The organism is Paenibacillus sp. FSL W8-1187 (assembly GCF_037965485.1).
Lineage (GTDB): Bacteria > Bacillota > Bacilli > Paenibacillales > Paenibacillaceae > Paenibacillus_O > Paenibacillus_O pasadenensis.
In genome coordinates this window covers 5,636,495-5,650,220 of sequence record NZ_CP150181.1, presented here as the reverse complement: position 1 = coordinate 5,650,220, position 13,726 = coordinate 5,636,495, and the positions used below count along the sequence as shown (strand labels likewise).

Here is a 13,726-nt window from a genome sequence, read left to right as displayed (position 1 = left end):
TGACGGTCACTCCTATCCCTGTTGGTACGATGGCAAAACCTGATGCCGCTATGCTAGTCGATTCTATTGGGGTAAGCCGCTCATCCATCCACAGATGCAGGGACTTGTTGATGAAGGTTATACAGAGGGGGATTATGTTGTTCACATTCTTATCCACAGGCTGTTGATAAATCAAGCCGTCATTGCTCTCCGTCCACAACAAAAACAAATCTATCATAGCAAAAGAAAGGCTCTATTTCAACGCGTGGCGGAATATTATCCACAATCGCTACTGCTTGTGTATAAGAGTTATCTACAGCACAAGATATTGTTAACAGATTGTGCGCAGGTTCGACAGCAGGCGCCAAATCTCTTTTTTATTATGCACATGTTACTAAATTGCGACGCTTCCCGACCCGTTCCGCGGTTATCCACATCCATTTAGATGAAGGGAGCGGGCTGCGGACGGGAAGAGCGGAGCCCTGGAGGCGGTGGACGATCGAGATGCCGGTTGACTTCGCGGGCGTGAAATGGTTAAATGGAAAAAGGCGTTTTTACTTGGGCACGGACGAACAGATCGCTCGTCCAGCCGTTCCGCGGCTTCGCGCCGAGGAGCAGCCGAGTTGGACGAACGACCTTTAAAGCGGGGAGGTGCATGTAATGAGACCGACTTTCAAACCGAACGTGAGCAAGCGCAAGAAGGTTCACGGCTTCCGTAAGCGGATGAGCTCGAAAAACGGCCGGAAAGTATTGGCTGCACGCCGTCAGAAGGGCCGCGCCAAGCTGAGCGCGTAAGCTCTTTTCCTTCATAAAAGCGGCTCAGCCGCTTCAAAGCGAGAATGAACGATAGTTCTGGCTTGTGGAAAAAAGACCACCTGGCGTGGTCTTTTTTTCGTAAGGCAGCGCATATGGCGCCGAGCGGCGCCGAAAACTCATGGAGTCGGTGAACGATGCAAAGAAAATGGCGCCTCAGAAGGCGCGAGGATTTTGCCCGGACGTACCGGGGCGGGAAGTCCTTCGCCAACGGCCAGTTCGTCGTCTACTGGTCGCGGCAGCCGATTGCCGAGCCGTTCCGGCTCGGCATCTCCGCCAGCAAAAAAATCGGCAACGCCGTCGTCCGCAACCGGATGCGCCGCGTCTTGAAGGAAATCGTGCGCAAGCATGCCGACCGGATCTGCGAGCGGACCGACATGATCCTGATCGTCCGCGCGGGCGCGGTCGGCAAGCCGACCGAGGAATTGGAAAAGAACGTGCTCCACGTCCTTCGCAAGGCGGGATTGCTGAAGCCGCGGTGAAAGCTCTTTTCCGAGGCGCAGAGCCGGACGGGCTTGTTTCTTTGCCCCTTTTTGTATGGTATAGTTTAGGTTGAATCGCGACAGGCTGTCAGAGAGGAGATTTACATGTTTTTTTCGCGCTTGGCTTCAAAACGCAAATGGCTCGTCCTAGTCTCCCTGATTACGTTGGTGGCGCTCCTCTCTGGATGCATGCCGAATACGGATCATGCGACGACGACCGAGGATCTGAAGGCGAACGGCAACTGGTGGGAGCGCAACGTCGTCTACTACTTCTCCTACTCGCTGGATACGTTCGCAGACTGGTTCGGCGGCCAATACGGCTTCGCGATCCTGCTGATGGTCATCATCGTCCGCACGCTGATCCTGCCGCTCACGCTTAAGCAGTACCGCAGCTCCAAGGCGATGCAGGCGATCCAGCCCGAGCTCCAGGAAATCCGCAAAAAATTCGCGGACAACCCGCAAAAGCAGCAGGAAGAGACGATGAAGCTGTTCCAGCAGAACAAGGTCAACCCGATGGCGGGCTGCCTGCCTCTGCTCATCCAGATGCCGATCTTCATCGCGCTCTACAATTCCATCTACTATAACAGCGACATCAAGACGCATGAATTCCTGTGGCTGCAGCTCGGCGAGCCGGACCATTGGCATATCCTGCCGATCATCGCGGCGATCACGACTTACGTGCAGACCAAGATGATGCAGAAGTCCCAGCCGGACAACCCGCAGATGCAGATGATGAATACGATCATGATGATCTTCCCGATCCTGATCCTCGTCATGGCCTGGAACTTCCCGTCGGCGCTGCCGCTTTACTGGATCTACACGAACATCTACACGATCGTGCAGAACTATTTCCTGTACGTCCGCAACGCGGACAAGAAGGAGCCGAAGAAAGAAGACGGCGGCCAGAACCAGGGCAAGGGCAGCCAAAAGAAAAACAAAGGCAAGGGCAAGGCTGCCGTATCCTCCAAGAACAAATAAGGAGGAGAGGCCGGCCGGCTCTCCATGCATAAAGAATCGATTTGGCGGCAATGGCTCTTACAGTCATTGCTTTTTTGCCATCATCCGGCCTGCGGCTGAGCTCCGACCCTCGGGCCTCCGCCGGACCGATCAAACGAGGTGAATGTCAGCATCATGATGACTCAAGATACGATCGCGGCCATCGCGACGGCACTCGGCGAAGGCGGCATCTCCGTCATCCGCGTCAGCGGTCCGCAGGCGATCGCGAGCGTAGGCGGCGTGCTGCGGTCCAAACAGCCGCTGGCCGAAGCTCCGTCGCATACGGTGACGTACGGGCATATCGTCGATCCCGCCAGCGGCGAGGTGATCGAGGAGGTGCTCGTGACGGTCATGAAAGGTCCGCGCTCCTTCACGGCGGAGGATGTCGTCGAGATCGGCGCGCATGGCGGCCTCATCGCCGTCCGCAAGGTGCTTGAGCTCGTCCTGCGGCAGCCGGGCCTGCGCGTCGCCGAGCCGGGCGAGTTCACGAAGCGGGCGTTTCTGAACGGCCGCATCGACCTCGCGCAGGCGGAGGCCGTCATCGACCTGATCCGCTCGAAGTCGGACCGCTCCTATACGGTCGCGCTCAAGCAGGCCGAGGGCACGCTGTCCAAGCGGATCCACGCGCTGCGGCACAGCCTGATCGAGCTGCTCGCCCATATCGAGGTGAACATCGATTATCCGGAGCATGATGTCGAGGAGATGACGAGCCGGTACATCCGAGACAGCTGCGGCGCCGCGCTGGATTCGATCGAGCGGCTGCTGCGGACGGCGGCCGAAGGCAAGATTTTGCGCGAGGGCATCACGACGGCGATCGTCGGCCGTCCGAACGTCGGCAAGTCCTCGCTGCTGAACGCGCTCGTGCAGGAAAGCAAGGCGATCGTGACGGACATACCGGGTACGACCCGCGACGTGATCGAGGAATACGTGACCTTGTCGGGCATTCCGCTGCGGCTGCTTGATACGGCTGGCATCCGGGAGACGACGGACGTCGTGGAGCGGATCGGCGTCGAGCGTTCCCGCTCGGCGGTCGCGGAGGCGGAGCTGCTGCTGCTCGTGCTCAGCCATAACGAGCCGCTGCACGAGGACGAGCGCGAGCTACTCGGCAAGCTGACTGGCCGACAGGTGATCGTCATCGTGAACAAGACGGATCTGCCGGAGCGGCTCGAGCTGGCCGAGGTCCGCGAGGCGCTGCCGGACAGCCGGATCGTGCCGATGTCGGTGCTGCAGGAGCAGGGGCTCGACGATCTGGAGCAGGCGATCCGGGAGCTCTTCTTCGAGGGCCAGCTGGAAAGCGCCGATTTGACGTACGTCAGCAATGCGCGCCATATCTCGCTGCTGCACCGGGCGACGGATGCGCTGCGCGATGCGGTGAGCGCCACCGAGGCGGGCATTCCGATCGACATGGTCCAGCTGGACGTACGGGCGGCGTGGGAGCTGCTGGGCGAAATCGTCGGAGATACGGCGGCCGACTCGCTGATCGACCAGATCTTTTCGCAATTCTGCTTGGGCAAATAGATTATCCACATGTGAATAACGATAAAGGAAGGCCGGATCAATCGAGAAGATTCGCCGGCAATGGACAGCATGGCGACGGCAGAGGGCAATTCAGGCTAGCGAATGCCGTCGGATGCTGGGTTTGAAACCCTATTTTCATAAAAGAGGGAGAGGCGGGCTGAAAAGCGGCCGATTCCGACCAGGAGGCAATCCAAAATGAATTACGAGGCAGGACAGTACGACGTCCTCGTCATCGGCGCCGGCCACGCAGGCTGCGAGGCGGCGCTGGCGGCGGCCCGGATGGGCTGCGAGACGCTGCTGCTCACAATCAATCTCGACATGGTGGCGTTCATGCCGTGCAACCCGTCCATCGGGGGACCGGCCAAGGGTCATGTCGTCCGCGAGATCGACGCGCTCGGCGGCGAGATGGGACGGAACATCGACAAGACGTACATCCAAATGAGGATGCTCAATACGGGGAAAGGCCCGGCCGTGCATGCGCTGCGCGCGCAGGCGGACAAATTCCTCTATCAGCATACGATGAAGAAAACGATCGAGGAGACGCCGCATCTGACGCTGCGCCAAGGCATGGCGGAGGAGCTGATCGTCGAGGACGGCGCCTGCGTCGGCGTCATCACCAAGACCGGCGCCGTGTATCGCGCCAAAACCGTCGTCGTGACGACCGGCACGTATTTGCGGGGCAAGGTCATTATGGGCGAGCTGATCTACGAGAGCGGTCCGAACAACCAGCAGCCGTCTGTGCGGCTGTCCCAGTCGCTCAAGGAGAACGGCTTCGAGCTGGTGCGCTTCAAGACGGGCACGCCGCCGCGCGTCCATAAGGACAGCATCGACTTCGGCAAGATGGAGATCCAGCCGGGCGACGAGAAGCCGAAGTTCTTCTCGTTCGAGACGGAATATGCGGACAACGAGCAGCTGCCGTGCTGGCTGACGTACACGTCGGAGGACACGCATCGCATCATCAACGAGAATCTTCATCGCGCGCCGATGTTCTCGGGCGTCATCGAGGGCACGGGACCGCGCTATTGCCCGTCGATCGAGGATAAGATCGTGCGGTTCGCCGACAAGCCGAAGCATCAGATCTTCCTCGAGCCGGAAGGCATGAATACGTCGGAGTATTATGTGCAGGGCCTGTCCACGAGCATGCCGGAGGACGTGCAGCTCGGCATCCTGCGCTCGATTCCCGGCCTGGAAAAGGTCGAGATGATGCGCACCGGCTATGCGATCGAGTATGACGCGGTCGTGCCGACCCAGCTGTGGCCGTCGCTGGAGACGAAGGTGCTGCCGGGCTTGTTCACCGCCGGCCAGATCAACGGCACGTCCGGCTACGAGGAGGCGGCCGGACAAGGCGTCATCGCCGGCATCAATGCCGCCCGCAAGGCGTTAGGCAAGGAGCCGGTCATCATCGAGCGCTCGCAAGGCTATATTGGCGTGCTCATCGACGATCTGGTGACCAAGGGCACGAACGAGCCGTATCGCCTGCTCACCTCCCGCGCCGAATATCGGCTGCTGCTCCGTCATGACAACGCGGATCTGCGCCTGACCCCGATCGGCCGCGAGATCGGCCTGATCAGCGAAGAGCGGTACGCCAAGTTTCTGGAGAAGAAAGCCCGCGTCGAGGAAGAGCTTGCCCGCCTGAAGACGATCAAGATCCGTCCGGAGGAGGCCGAGGCGATGCTGCAGGCAGCCGGCTCCGCTCCGCTTCAGTCCACGACCGACGCGCTTACGCTGCTGCGCCGTCCCGAGCTTTCCTACGCCCATCTGGAACCGTTCGCTCCCGCGCCGTACGAGCTGAGCGAGGACATGAAGGAGCAGGTCGAGATCCAGGTGAAGTATGCCGGCTATATCGAGAAGCAGCTCGCTCAGGTAGAGCGGCTCGGCAAGATGGAGAAGAAGAAGCTTCCGGAAGGCATCGACTACAGCGCCGTGCATGGCCTCGCATCGGAAGCGAAGCAGAAGCTCGCCGCCATCCGTCCGCTGAATATCGGACAGGCTTCCCGCATCGCGGGCGTGACGCCGGCCGACATATCCATCTTGCTCGTGCATCTCGAGCAGTTCAACCGCGCCGGCGCGGCGAGGGCATAACGCATGGACAAGGTGATCGATGCGTTCTCCGCCCGGCTGCTGGAGCGGGGAATTCCGCTTGCGCCCCGTCAGCTGGAGCAGTTCCAGCGCTACTACGAGCTGCTCGTCGACTGGAACGAAAGGATGAACCTGACCGGAATCACGGAGCGCGCGGCGGTGTTCGAGAAGCATTTCTACGATTCCGTCACGCTCGCCTTTTATGCCGACCTGTCATCCGCGGACCGGCTCGCCGATATCGGTTCGGGGGCGGGCTTCCCGAGCCTGCCCCTCAAAATCTGCTTCCCGCAGCTGCAGGTGACGATCGTCGATTCGCTGGCCAAGCGGATCTCGTTCCTCCAGCATGTATGCGAGCAGCTCGGACTGGAGGACGTGCAATGCGTCCACGGCCGAGCCGAGGATATCGGACGCCTGCCGGAGCATCGCGACCGCTATGCGATCGTGACGGCGCGCGCTGTCGCCCGTATGGCCGGGCTTAGCGAGCTGTGCTTGCCGTTCGCCCGCAAGGGCGGACTGTTCGCGGCGATGAAGGGAGCCGACCCGCAGGAGGAGCTCGAGGAGGCCAAGCATGCGATCCGCGAGCTTCGCGGCCGTGTAGATCGCGTCGAGACGCTGCGGCTGCCGGAGGAGCAATCGGAGCGGGCGATCATCCTGATCGCCAAGACGGATGCCACGCCAAAAGCGTATCCCCGCAAGGCGGGCGTTCCGCTGAAGCAGCCGATGCTCAAACGGCGCGGATGACGATGTTTCACGTGGAACATTTTGTATCCATCCGGTGAAAACTTCGTGCAAGCGCGAAATCCAGCAGGAAATTTCCGAGCCTTCAACGAATTGGAAGTAGGGAAAGGGATTGTCGTCCTCCGTCAGGAGCGTCGACGCGGCTGCCCGTCCGGCGGAAGCGACGCGACGCGACCTTATTCGGCCGATCATTGCGGGAACCGCATACCGACCTGCCCGTGCTGCATGAACCAGAGCCGCGACCGGCTCGCCTCCGCCGCCGCGACGCGAAGCTGCGGAAGCACAATGTCGGCGGGTCGGGGCAGACGCACACGGATCCTACAGCAAGGACATTGGCACATTGAATTCGGGTGGTTGTAGAATGATGAAGGAACAATTTTCCCGGCTGTTCGGGCTGTCCGACCCGAAAGCTGTTCAAGATGAAGTAAAGCAGATTCCCGTCGGCAGCATCGATACGAGTCCTTATCAGCCGAGAACGATTTTTGACGACGACCGGATCGAGGAGCTCAGCCAGACGATCCGCACGCATGGCGTCATCCAGCCGATCGTTGTTCGGATTCGGGATGGCCGCTACGAGATCATCGCTGGAGAGCGGCGTTGGCGGGCGGTCAGCAAGCTCGGCCTGGAGACGATTCCGGCGATCGTACGCGACTTCAACGACTCGCAGGCGGCCTCGATCGCGCTGATCGAGAATCTGCAGCGCGAAGGGCTGAGCGCGATCGAGGAAGCGGTCGCGTACCAGAAGCTGATCGACCTGCACAGCCTGACGCAGGAAAGTCTGGCGCAGCGGCTCGGCAAGAGCCAGTCGACGATCGCCAACAAAATCCGTCTGCTCGGCCTTAGCGATCCGGTCAAGTCGGCGCTCACCGACCGCAAGATTACGGAGCGGCACGCCCGCTCGCTGCTCGCTCTCGATTCCGAGGAGCTGCAGCAGAAAGTGCTCGACGACGTACTCAGCAAGGAGTTGAACGTCAAGCAGACAGAGGCGAGGGTTGCCTTTTACAAAGAAGCGACCAAGGCCAAAAAAGCGAAGCGCATCTCCTTCACGAAGGATGTCCGCCTCGCTCTGAATACGATCCGCCAATCGATCGATATGGTGTCCGGCTCCGGGCTGCAGATCAAGACCGACGAAAAGGACTTCGAAGATCACTACGAAATCGTCATCCAAATTCCCAAACGCTGATATCGCCGCCCGGGAGCGGTTCCCAATTCCGGCGGATTCCTTTATACTGGCTTCAATCCCTGCGATGGATGCGCGGCGTCCTGCGGCTACCGACACCATGATCGACTCTCCGATGCCCGAACGATGCCGCCGACGTCCTGGGAGCGCATAAAGCGGCAGCAGCCGCTTTTTTTTATCATCCAAGCTCTGCTTTTCCTATGCAAGCGCTATCCGCCGGATCGACTCCGACGGGATGCAGGTCCGAAGATTTGGAATATTGAGGTGACAAGGTTGTCCAAAATAATCGCCATAACGAACCAGAAGGGCGGGGTCGGAAAAACGACCACTTCCGTCAATCTGGGGGCCTGCCTCGCTTCTCTCGGGAAGCGGGTGCTGCTGGTCGACATCGACCCCCAGGGCAATACGACCAGCGGTGTCGGCATCAGCAAAGCCGACGTGGAAAACAGCATTTACGACGTCTTGATCAACGAAGTCGATCCTCATGAGGCGGTAGCGCCGACGGCGGTGCCGAATCTGAGCATCATTCCGGCGACCATCCAGCTGGCTGGAGCCGAAATCGAGCTTGTTCCGACGATTTCGAGGGAAGTGCGGCTGAAAAAGTCGCTTTCCCAGCTGCGCAACGAATACGACTACGTGCTGATCGATTGCCCGCCGTCGCTCGGCATCCTGACGATCAACTCGCTGACGGCCGCCGACTCGGTCATCATCCCGATTCAATGCGAGTATTACGCGCTGGAGGGACTGAGCCAGCTGCTCAATACGGTGCGGCTCGTGCAGAAGCATCTCAATACGTCGCTGCAGATCGAGGGCGTGCTGCTCACGATGTTCGATGCGCGCACGAACCTGGGCATCCAGGTGATCGAGGAAGTGAAAAAATACTTCCAGCAGAAGGTGTACCAGACGATCATTCCGCGTAACGTGCGGCTGAGCGAGGCGCCGTCCCATGGTCAGGCCATCATCACTTATGATCCCCGCTCCAAAGGCGCCGAAGTTTATCTCGAACTGGCGAAGGAAGTGATTCAATATGAGCAAGCGGCTAGGTAGAGGACTGGATGCGCTCATTCCCTCCCTTTCGATCCAAGAGGACGACAAAATCGTCGAGATCGAGCTCAAGCAGCTAAGGCCGAATCCGTATCAGCCTCGACTGACGTTCCATGACGAATCGATCCATGAGCTGGCCGAATCGATCCGCCAGCATGGCGTCATTCAGCCGATTTTGGTCCGTTCCGTGCTCAAAGGCTACGAGATCATCGCAGGCGAACGACGATTCCGGGCTTCGCAGCTGTGCGGGCTCAAGACGATTCCGGCGGTCATCCGCAGCTTCACCGACCAGCAGACGATGGAGATCGCGTTGATCGAGAACCTGCAGCGGGAGGATCTCAACGCCATCGATCTTGCAGCGGCCTATCAGGCGATTATGGACAAGTTCGAGCTGACGCAAGAGGAGCTCTCGCTCAAAGTGGGCAAGTCGCGCTCGCATATCGCTAACTTCCTGCGGCTGCTCACCCTTCCTCCGGAAATCAAGGAAAATGTTTCACGTGGAACATTGTCGATGGGCCATGCGCGAGCTCTCGTCGGCGTCAAGGAAGACAAGCTGCGCAAGGAGCTTTCCAAGCAGGCGATAGAAAGCGAATGGAGCGTGCGCGAGCTGGAGCAGGCGATCCAGGAGCTGGACCGCAAGCAGCCGGAGCCGGCGCCGAAGGCCAAAGCCGTCAAGCGCGATCCGTATTTGGAGGCGCTGGAGGAAAACCTGAGGGAGCGGTTCCAAACATCGGTCAAGATCAAGGCTTCGCGCGAGCGAGGCAAGATTGAGCTTGCCTATTACAACAAGCAAGATCTGGAGCGGATACTGGATTTGCTGAAGCTGTAGAGCGCGGTCAGGCCCGCTTCTACAGCTTCGAAGCCGAAGCGCCGCTTCAGTCGTCGAACGAGCATACCTTGGTTGTAATCTGCTTTCCGAGAGATTAAACTTAGGTATGCTATTGTTGTTTTTGGAAGAAAGTCAGATGAGAGCCGGCCGATGCCAGAGGGCCTGCTTCGAGGAAAGGATGCGAGCGACCATGACGGCAGATCGGCCCTTGATCTATCTGGATCATGCCGCGACCTCCTGGCCCAAGCCGGAGGAGGTCGTAGCGGCCGTGCTGGAGGCGATGCGCCAAGGCGCCGCCAATCCAGGGCGAGGAAGCCATCGCATGGCGGTGCAATCGGGCAGGGTGCTGTTCGAGGCGAGAAAGAGCCTAGCCAAGCTGTTTCGGATCGCGAATCCGAACGATATCGCCCTGACGGCGAATACGACACAGGGACTCAATCTTGCGATCAAAGGGCTGCTGAAGCCTGGGGATCATGTCGTAGCTACGGCGGTGGAGCATAACTCGGTGCGCAGGCCGCTGGAGTTCCTGAAGGCGGCGATCGGCATCTCCGTCACTTATGTCGAGACGGCTGCGGACGGCAGTCTCGATGCGGCTCGAGTACGGGAAGCCCTGCGGCCGGAAACGGCGCTGATCGTGGCCACGCACAGCTCCAACCTGCTCGGGTCGATCTTGCCGGTAGCCGATATCGGCGAGATTGCCCGTGCCAGCGGCGTGCCGTTTCTGGTCGACGCGGCCCAGTCCGCCGGCGTGCTTGAGCTGGATGTCGAGGCGATGGGCATCGATCTGCTCGCTTTTCCCGGACACAAGGCGCTGCTGGGACCGCAAGGGACCGGCGGGCTCTATATCCATCCGAGGCTCGATCCGCTGCCGCTGCTTCATGGGGGCACCGGCAGCCAATCGGAAGCTGCGGAGCAGCCGACGGTGCGGCCGGACCGCTACGAGGCGGGGACGCCCAACACCCCCGGAAGCGCCGGCTTGGCTGCAGGCGTCCGCCTCGTGCTGGAGCGGACGACGCGAGCCATACACGCTCGCGAGACGGAGCTCGTCGGCCGGATCATGGACGGGCTGTCCGCAGTGGCAGGCGTCCGGCTGCTCGGGCCGGACATCGGGCAGCCTCGGACCGGCATCTGCGCATTCACGATGGAAGGCGTCGAGGCATCGGAGCTGAGCTTCATCCTCGATCAGCATTACGGCATCGCGGTCCGGGCAGGCTATCACTGCACCCCGCTTGCTCATCGAAGCGCAGGCACGGCAGAAAGCGGTGCGGTCCGGGCGAGCGTCGGCTTCTCCACGACGGAGGACGAAGCCGACGCGCTCGTGCGCGCGTTGCGCGAGATCCGGATCCATTATCCCCTGTAGGGAAAGATGAGGAGCGTACTTGGAATCATGAATGATTGGATCGAGTCGTGGACAGAAGAGCCATTTTACGGCATTGCGATCGGGCTGCTGGCGCTGGCGCTGCTGCTGCTGGTCGTCTGGATCGCGGCGCTAGGCCGCAGGCTGAAGAAGCTGCGGAAGCAATACGTGCAGGTGATGGGGCAGACGGGCGTAACCAATCTGGAGGAGGTCATCGTCGGGCTGCGGCTGTCTCTCGACGAGCAAGAGGAGCGGCTGGGTCGGTTCGACCGTCAATTGGCCGAGTTCGGCGAGCTGCTGCGGCAAACGAAGGGCAAGGTCGGCGTCGTGCGCTACAACGCATTCTCGAATCAGGGCAGCGACATGAGCTTTTCGGTCGCGATCATCGACGAGGCGGGCTCCGGGGTCGTGCTGACCGGACTGCATGGACGAGACGAGACCTATATGTACGCCAAGCCGCTGGCGCAGGGAGGCTCGTCCTATCCGCTGACTCCGGAGGAGCGTCAGGCGATTATTCTTGCGTCGCCGCATGCATCGGATAAGGCCGACAGTCGCGGATAGCGAGAGCGAGCGTGTCGGCCATCAGCTCGGCCATGCGCATGACGAGGTTGAGCCTCGTGTTCTGCAGGACGAAATATTCCATGAAGCCGCCGACATTGACGATGCCGGTCATATGGATGTCTCCGACGGGAGGAAGGTCCTTGTTGACGCCTGCGCCGGGACGCACCGGGCCCGAGCCGAGCTGGATGCTGCCGACGCTGCTCAGCTGGCCGAGGCAGGCGTCGATGCCGATGATGAACGGCTTGGAGTCGGCACGATGGATGTCCTGGAGGGTGCTTTCCAGATTCATCGCATGGACGGGCTCGTCCAGCGTGCCGTACAGCTCGAACTGCGAGCTGCGCAGCTTGTCCAGGCGGGAGCCGATGATCGGTCCAAGCGCGTCGCCGGTGGAGCGGTCGGTGCCGATGCAGACGACGGCAATCCGGCGATCCGCCGGCACGTTCAGCAGATGCAGCAGCAGCCGGCTGGCCAGCTGCTGGGAGGCGCCGGGGTCGGTATGCGGCACCTTGAGCGGGACTTCATGCATGGCAGCAGGACGTTTCATAGATTCCCCTCCGCTAAAATGAACTACTAATAGTATATGGTAGAGACGGGGGATTTATACTTGCCTGTCCCTTCGAAAAGGAGTCCCGACGATGCTGATCGCCTTTGATTCGACGCAGCAGGCGCTGCGTACCGAGATGCTGCTCGAATACGCCGATATCGAGATCGACATCCGGCCGACGCCGAAGACGATTACGGCAGGCTGCGCGCTGTCGATCGATTTTCCTGATGAAGAGCTGGAGCGCGTCCGGACGATCCTGCAGGAGCAGACGGTCGACATCCGCGGCATTTTCCGCGAGACGGGCACCGGCTACGAGCCGGTGTAGCGCAGGCGGTCCGTTCGGCCGTCATGGAAGCCTGCCTGCCGCTCGGGTGCCGGGCGGCGGCAGGCGGTTGAGAGGAAGGACAAGCGGTTATAAGGTCTAATGAGACGAGCCTTCCCGCAGCCGATGCGGAGAGGCTTTTTTAAACGATAAGAAACGAGAAGCGAATCGCTTCCGTGATCGTATCTTGCTCGGAACGAGGCTGGCCTCGCCGCCAGAGGACGACGAGAGCCGCTTCGCCCTGTATGGAGAGGAGAACGAATCCGATGAATTTCTTGCATCAGCCGCTGGCAGCGGCGAATCCTGCGGCATCGCCGCCGCCTTCCGCCAGCCCCGGGCCGTCCGCCAGCCCGGAGCCGTCCGTCGCTCCGCTTCCAACGGACCTGGAGGGGATGAAGGAAGAGGTGGCGAATAAAACGAGCGCGTACTGGGATGCGATGACGAGCTACTTCGACAGCCAGTTCTGGATCAACGCGACGATCATCTGCATCAAGGTCGCCTTCATCCTGCTCGTCGGCCAGCTCATCATCTTCGTCGTCGGCAAGGGAATCGACAAGGTGCTGGAGCGGGAGACGCGGGTGCAGCAGCGCACGCGGCGCGTCGTGACGATGGGGAGGCTGCTCAAAAACGTAACCAACTATGTCGTCTACTTCATCACCGGCATGCTCGTGCTGTCGATGCTGAGCGTCAATGTCGCGCCGCTGCTGGCGGGAGCGGGCGTGCTTGGCCTGGCGATCGGCTTTGGCGCGCAGAGCCTCGTGAAGGACGTCATCACCGGCTTCTTCATCGTGCTGGAGGATCAGTTCGCCGTCGGCGACGTCATTCAGACCGGTACGTACAAAGGCACGGTCGAGCTGATCGGACTGCGGACGACGCGGCTGAAGACGTGGACGGGGGAAGTGCATATCATTCCGAACGGCACGATCTCGCAGGTGACGAATTATTCGCTCAACAATTCGCTTGCCGTCGTCGACGTCGACGTGCCGAACGATGTGCCGATCGAGACAGCGGCGGAGCGCATCCGCGACATGCTGGAAAAGATCGATAATCCGAATCTCGTCAAGGTGCCGGATCTGCTCGGCGTCACCTCGATGACGACGGCGGAATACAAGCTTCGAATCGTGGCGGAGTGCATGCCGAATACGGAAGCGACGGTATCCCGTCAGATCAACCGCGAGCTGCAGCTGCTGCTGCGCAGCGGAGAAGGACCGCAAGAAGCGCTGGCCTAGAAGCGGCGGGAAGTGTAAGATGGATAGGAGCGGCCGCCGCGACTGGAGTCGGCGC

Annotated in this window: 14 protein-coding genes; 13 read left to right on the top strand and 1 reads right to left on the bottom strand. The window is 60.5% G+C overall.

The genetic code is table 11. The features are described 5' to 3' along the window. The first annotated feature begins 639 nt into the window (after positions 1-639). From rpmH to NYE40_RS24280, 11 genes are all read left to right on the top strand, one after another. Positions 640-774 (top strand): 50S ribosomal protein L34, encoded by a 135-nt coding sequence (rpmH, locus tag NYE40_RS24330; protein ID WP_084136787.1) that lies wholly within the window; start codon positions 640-642, stop codon positions 772-774. Positions 775-929: 155 nt separating this feature from the next. Next, positions 930-1,274, top strand: a complete 345-nt coding sequence (gene rnpA / locus NYE40_RS24325; protein WP_028598004.1) for a ribonuclease P protein component — start codon at positions 930-932, stop codon at positions 1,272-1,274. A gap of 105 nt (positions 1,275-1,379) precedes the next feature. Further along, complete coding sequence (locus NYE40_RS24320; protein ID WP_043111057.1) at positions 1,380-2,252, top strand: YidC/Oxa1 family membrane protein insertase; 873 nt, start codon at positions 1,380-1,382, stop codon at positions 2,250-2,252. 156 nt (positions 2,253-2,408) lie between these two features. Further along, positions 2,409-3,788, top strand: a complete 1,380-nt coding sequence (gene mnmE, locus NYE40_RS24315; protein ID WP_028598006.1) for a tRNA uridine-5-carboxymethylaminomethyl(34) synthesis GTPase MnmE — start codon at positions 2,409-2,411, stop codon at positions 3,786-3,788. Positions 3,789-3,983: 195 nt separating this feature from the next. Further along, complete coding sequence (gene mnmG, locus NYE40_RS24310; protein WP_028598007.1) at positions 3,984-5,870, top strand: tRNA uridine-5-carboxymethylaminomethyl(34) synthesis enzyme MnmG; 1,887 nt, start codon at positions 3,984-3,986, stop codon at positions 5,868-5,870. Positions 5,871-5,873: 3 nt separating this feature from the next. Then, entirely contained in the window at positions 5,874-6,608 is a 735-nt protein-coding gene (rsmG, locus tag NYE40_RS24305; RefSeq protein ID WP_101807361.1) for a 16S rRNA (guanine(527)-N(7))-methyltransferase RsmG, read from the top strand. 361 nt (positions 6,609-6,969) lie between these two features. Further along, positions 6,970-7,788 carry a nucleoid occlusion protein gene (gene noc / locus NYE40_RS24300; protein WP_028598009.1) on the top strand — a complete coding sequence of 273 codons (819 nt, stop codon included), beginning with the start codon at positions 6,970-6,972 and terminating at the stop codon, positions 7,786-7,788. Positions 7,789-8,058: 270 nt separating this feature from the next. Next, a complete protein-coding gene (locus NYE40_RS24295) occupies positions 8,059-8,832 on the top strand; it encodes an AAA family ATPase (protein ID WP_028598010.1) in 774 nt (257 codons plus the stop codon). Further along, positions 8,813-9,658 (top strand): ParB/RepB/Spo0J family partition protein, encoded by an 846-nt coding sequence (locus NYE40_RS24290; protein ID WP_028598011.1) that lies wholly within the window; start codon positions 8,813-8,815, stop codon positions 9,656-9,658. The genes NYE40_RS24295 and NYE40_RS24290 overlap by 20 nt, the downstream gene beginning before the upstream one ends. A 190-nt stretch (positions 9,659-9,848) precedes the next feature. Then, positions 9,849-11,018, top strand: a complete 1,170-nt coding sequence (locus NYE40_RS24285; RefSeq protein WP_028598012.1) for an aminotransferase class V-fold PLP-dependent enzyme — start codon at positions 9,849-9,851, stop codon at positions 11,016-11,018. A gap of 27 nt (positions 11,019-11,045) precedes the next feature. Beyond that, a complete protein-coding gene (locus NYE40_RS24280) occupies positions 11,046-11,576 on the top strand; it encodes a DUF4446 family protein (RefSeq protein ID WP_240478965.1) in 531 nt (176 codons plus the stop codon). Here NYE40_RS24280 and yyaC read toward each other — a convergent pair. Beyond that, positions 11,527-12,120, bottom strand: coding sequence for a spore protease YyaC (gene yyaC / locus NYE40_RS24275; protein WP_028598014.1), 594 nt, complete (start codon positions 12,118-12,120; stop codon positions 11,527-11,529). The two genes, NYE40_RS24280 and yyaC, sit on opposite strands and share 50 nt — an antisense overlap. Before the next feature lie 91 nt (positions 12,121-12,211). Between yyaC and NYE40_RS24270 the strand changes: the two genes are divergently transcribed. Next, entirely contained in the window at positions 12,212-12,445 is a 234-nt protein-coding gene (locus NYE40_RS24270) for a DUF3343 domain-containing protein (protein ID WP_028598015.1), read from the top strand. A 263-nt stretch (positions 12,446-12,708) separates the two neighbouring features. Next, positions 12,709-13,671 carry a mechanosensitive ion channel family protein gene (locus NYE40_RS24265; RefSeq protein WP_052333044.1) on the top strand — a complete coding sequence of 321 codons (963 nt, stop codon included), beginning with the start codon at positions 12,709-12,711 and terminating at the stop codon, positions 13,669-13,671. Positions 13,672-13,726: the final 55 nt, after the last annotated feature.

What these genes read in the sequence shown, in the direction of transcription:
- mnmE (WP_028598006.1), top strand. Translation starts at nt 2,409, where the DNA reads ATGACTCAAGATACGATCGCGGCCATCGCGACGGCACTCGGCGAAGGC.
- rnpA (WP_028598004.1), top strand. Translation starts at nt 930, where the DNA reads ATGCAAAGAAAATGGCGCCTCAGAAGGCGCGAGGATTTTGCCCGGACG.
- rpmH (WP_084136787.1), top strand. Translation starts at nt 640, where the DNA reads ATGAGACCGACTTTCAAACCGAACGTGAGCAAGCGCAAGAAGGTTCAC.
- yyaC (WP_028598014.1), bottom strand. Translation starts at nt 12,120, where the DNA reads ATGAAACGTCCTGCTGCCATGCATGAAGTCCCGCTCAAGGTGCCGCAT.
- NYE40_RS24320 (WP_043111057.1), top strand. Translation starts at nt 1,380, where the DNA reads ATGTTTTTTTCGCGCTTGGCTTCAAAACGCAAATGGCTCGTCCTAGTC.
- NYE40_RS24285 (WP_028598012.1), top strand. Translation starts at nt 9,849, where the DNA reads ATGACGGCAGATCGGCCCTTGATCTATCTGGATCATGCCGCGACCTCC.
- NYE40_RS24290 (WP_028598011.1), top strand. Translation starts at nt 8,813, where the DNA reads ATGAGCAAGCGGCTAGGTAGAGGACTGGATGCGCTCATTCCCTCCCTT.
- mnmG (WP_028598007.1), top strand. Translation starts at nt 3,984, where the DNA reads ATGAATTACGAGGCAGGACAGTACGACGTCCTCGTCATCGGCGCCGGC.
- NYE40_RS24280 (WP_240478965.1), top strand. Translation starts at nt 11,046, where the DNA reads ATGAATGATTGGATCGAGTCGTGGACAGAAGAGCCATTTTACGGCATT.
- NYE40_RS24265 (WP_052333044.1), top strand. Translation starts at nt 12,709, where the DNA reads ATGAATTTCTTGCATCAGCCGCTGGCAGCGGCGAATCCTGCGGCATCG.
- NYE40_RS24270 (WP_028598015.1), top strand. Translation starts at nt 12,212, where the DNA reads ATGCTGATCGCCTTTGATTCGACGCAGCAGGCGCTGCGTACCGAGATG.
- rsmG (WP_101807361.1), top strand. Translation starts at nt 5,874, where the DNA reads ATGGACAAGGTGATCGATGCGTTCTCCGCCCGGCTGCTGGAGCGGGGA.
- noc (WP_028598009.1), top strand. Translation starts at nt 6,970, where the DNA reads ATGAAGGAACAATTTTCCCGGCTGTTCGGGCTGTCCGACCCGAAAGCT.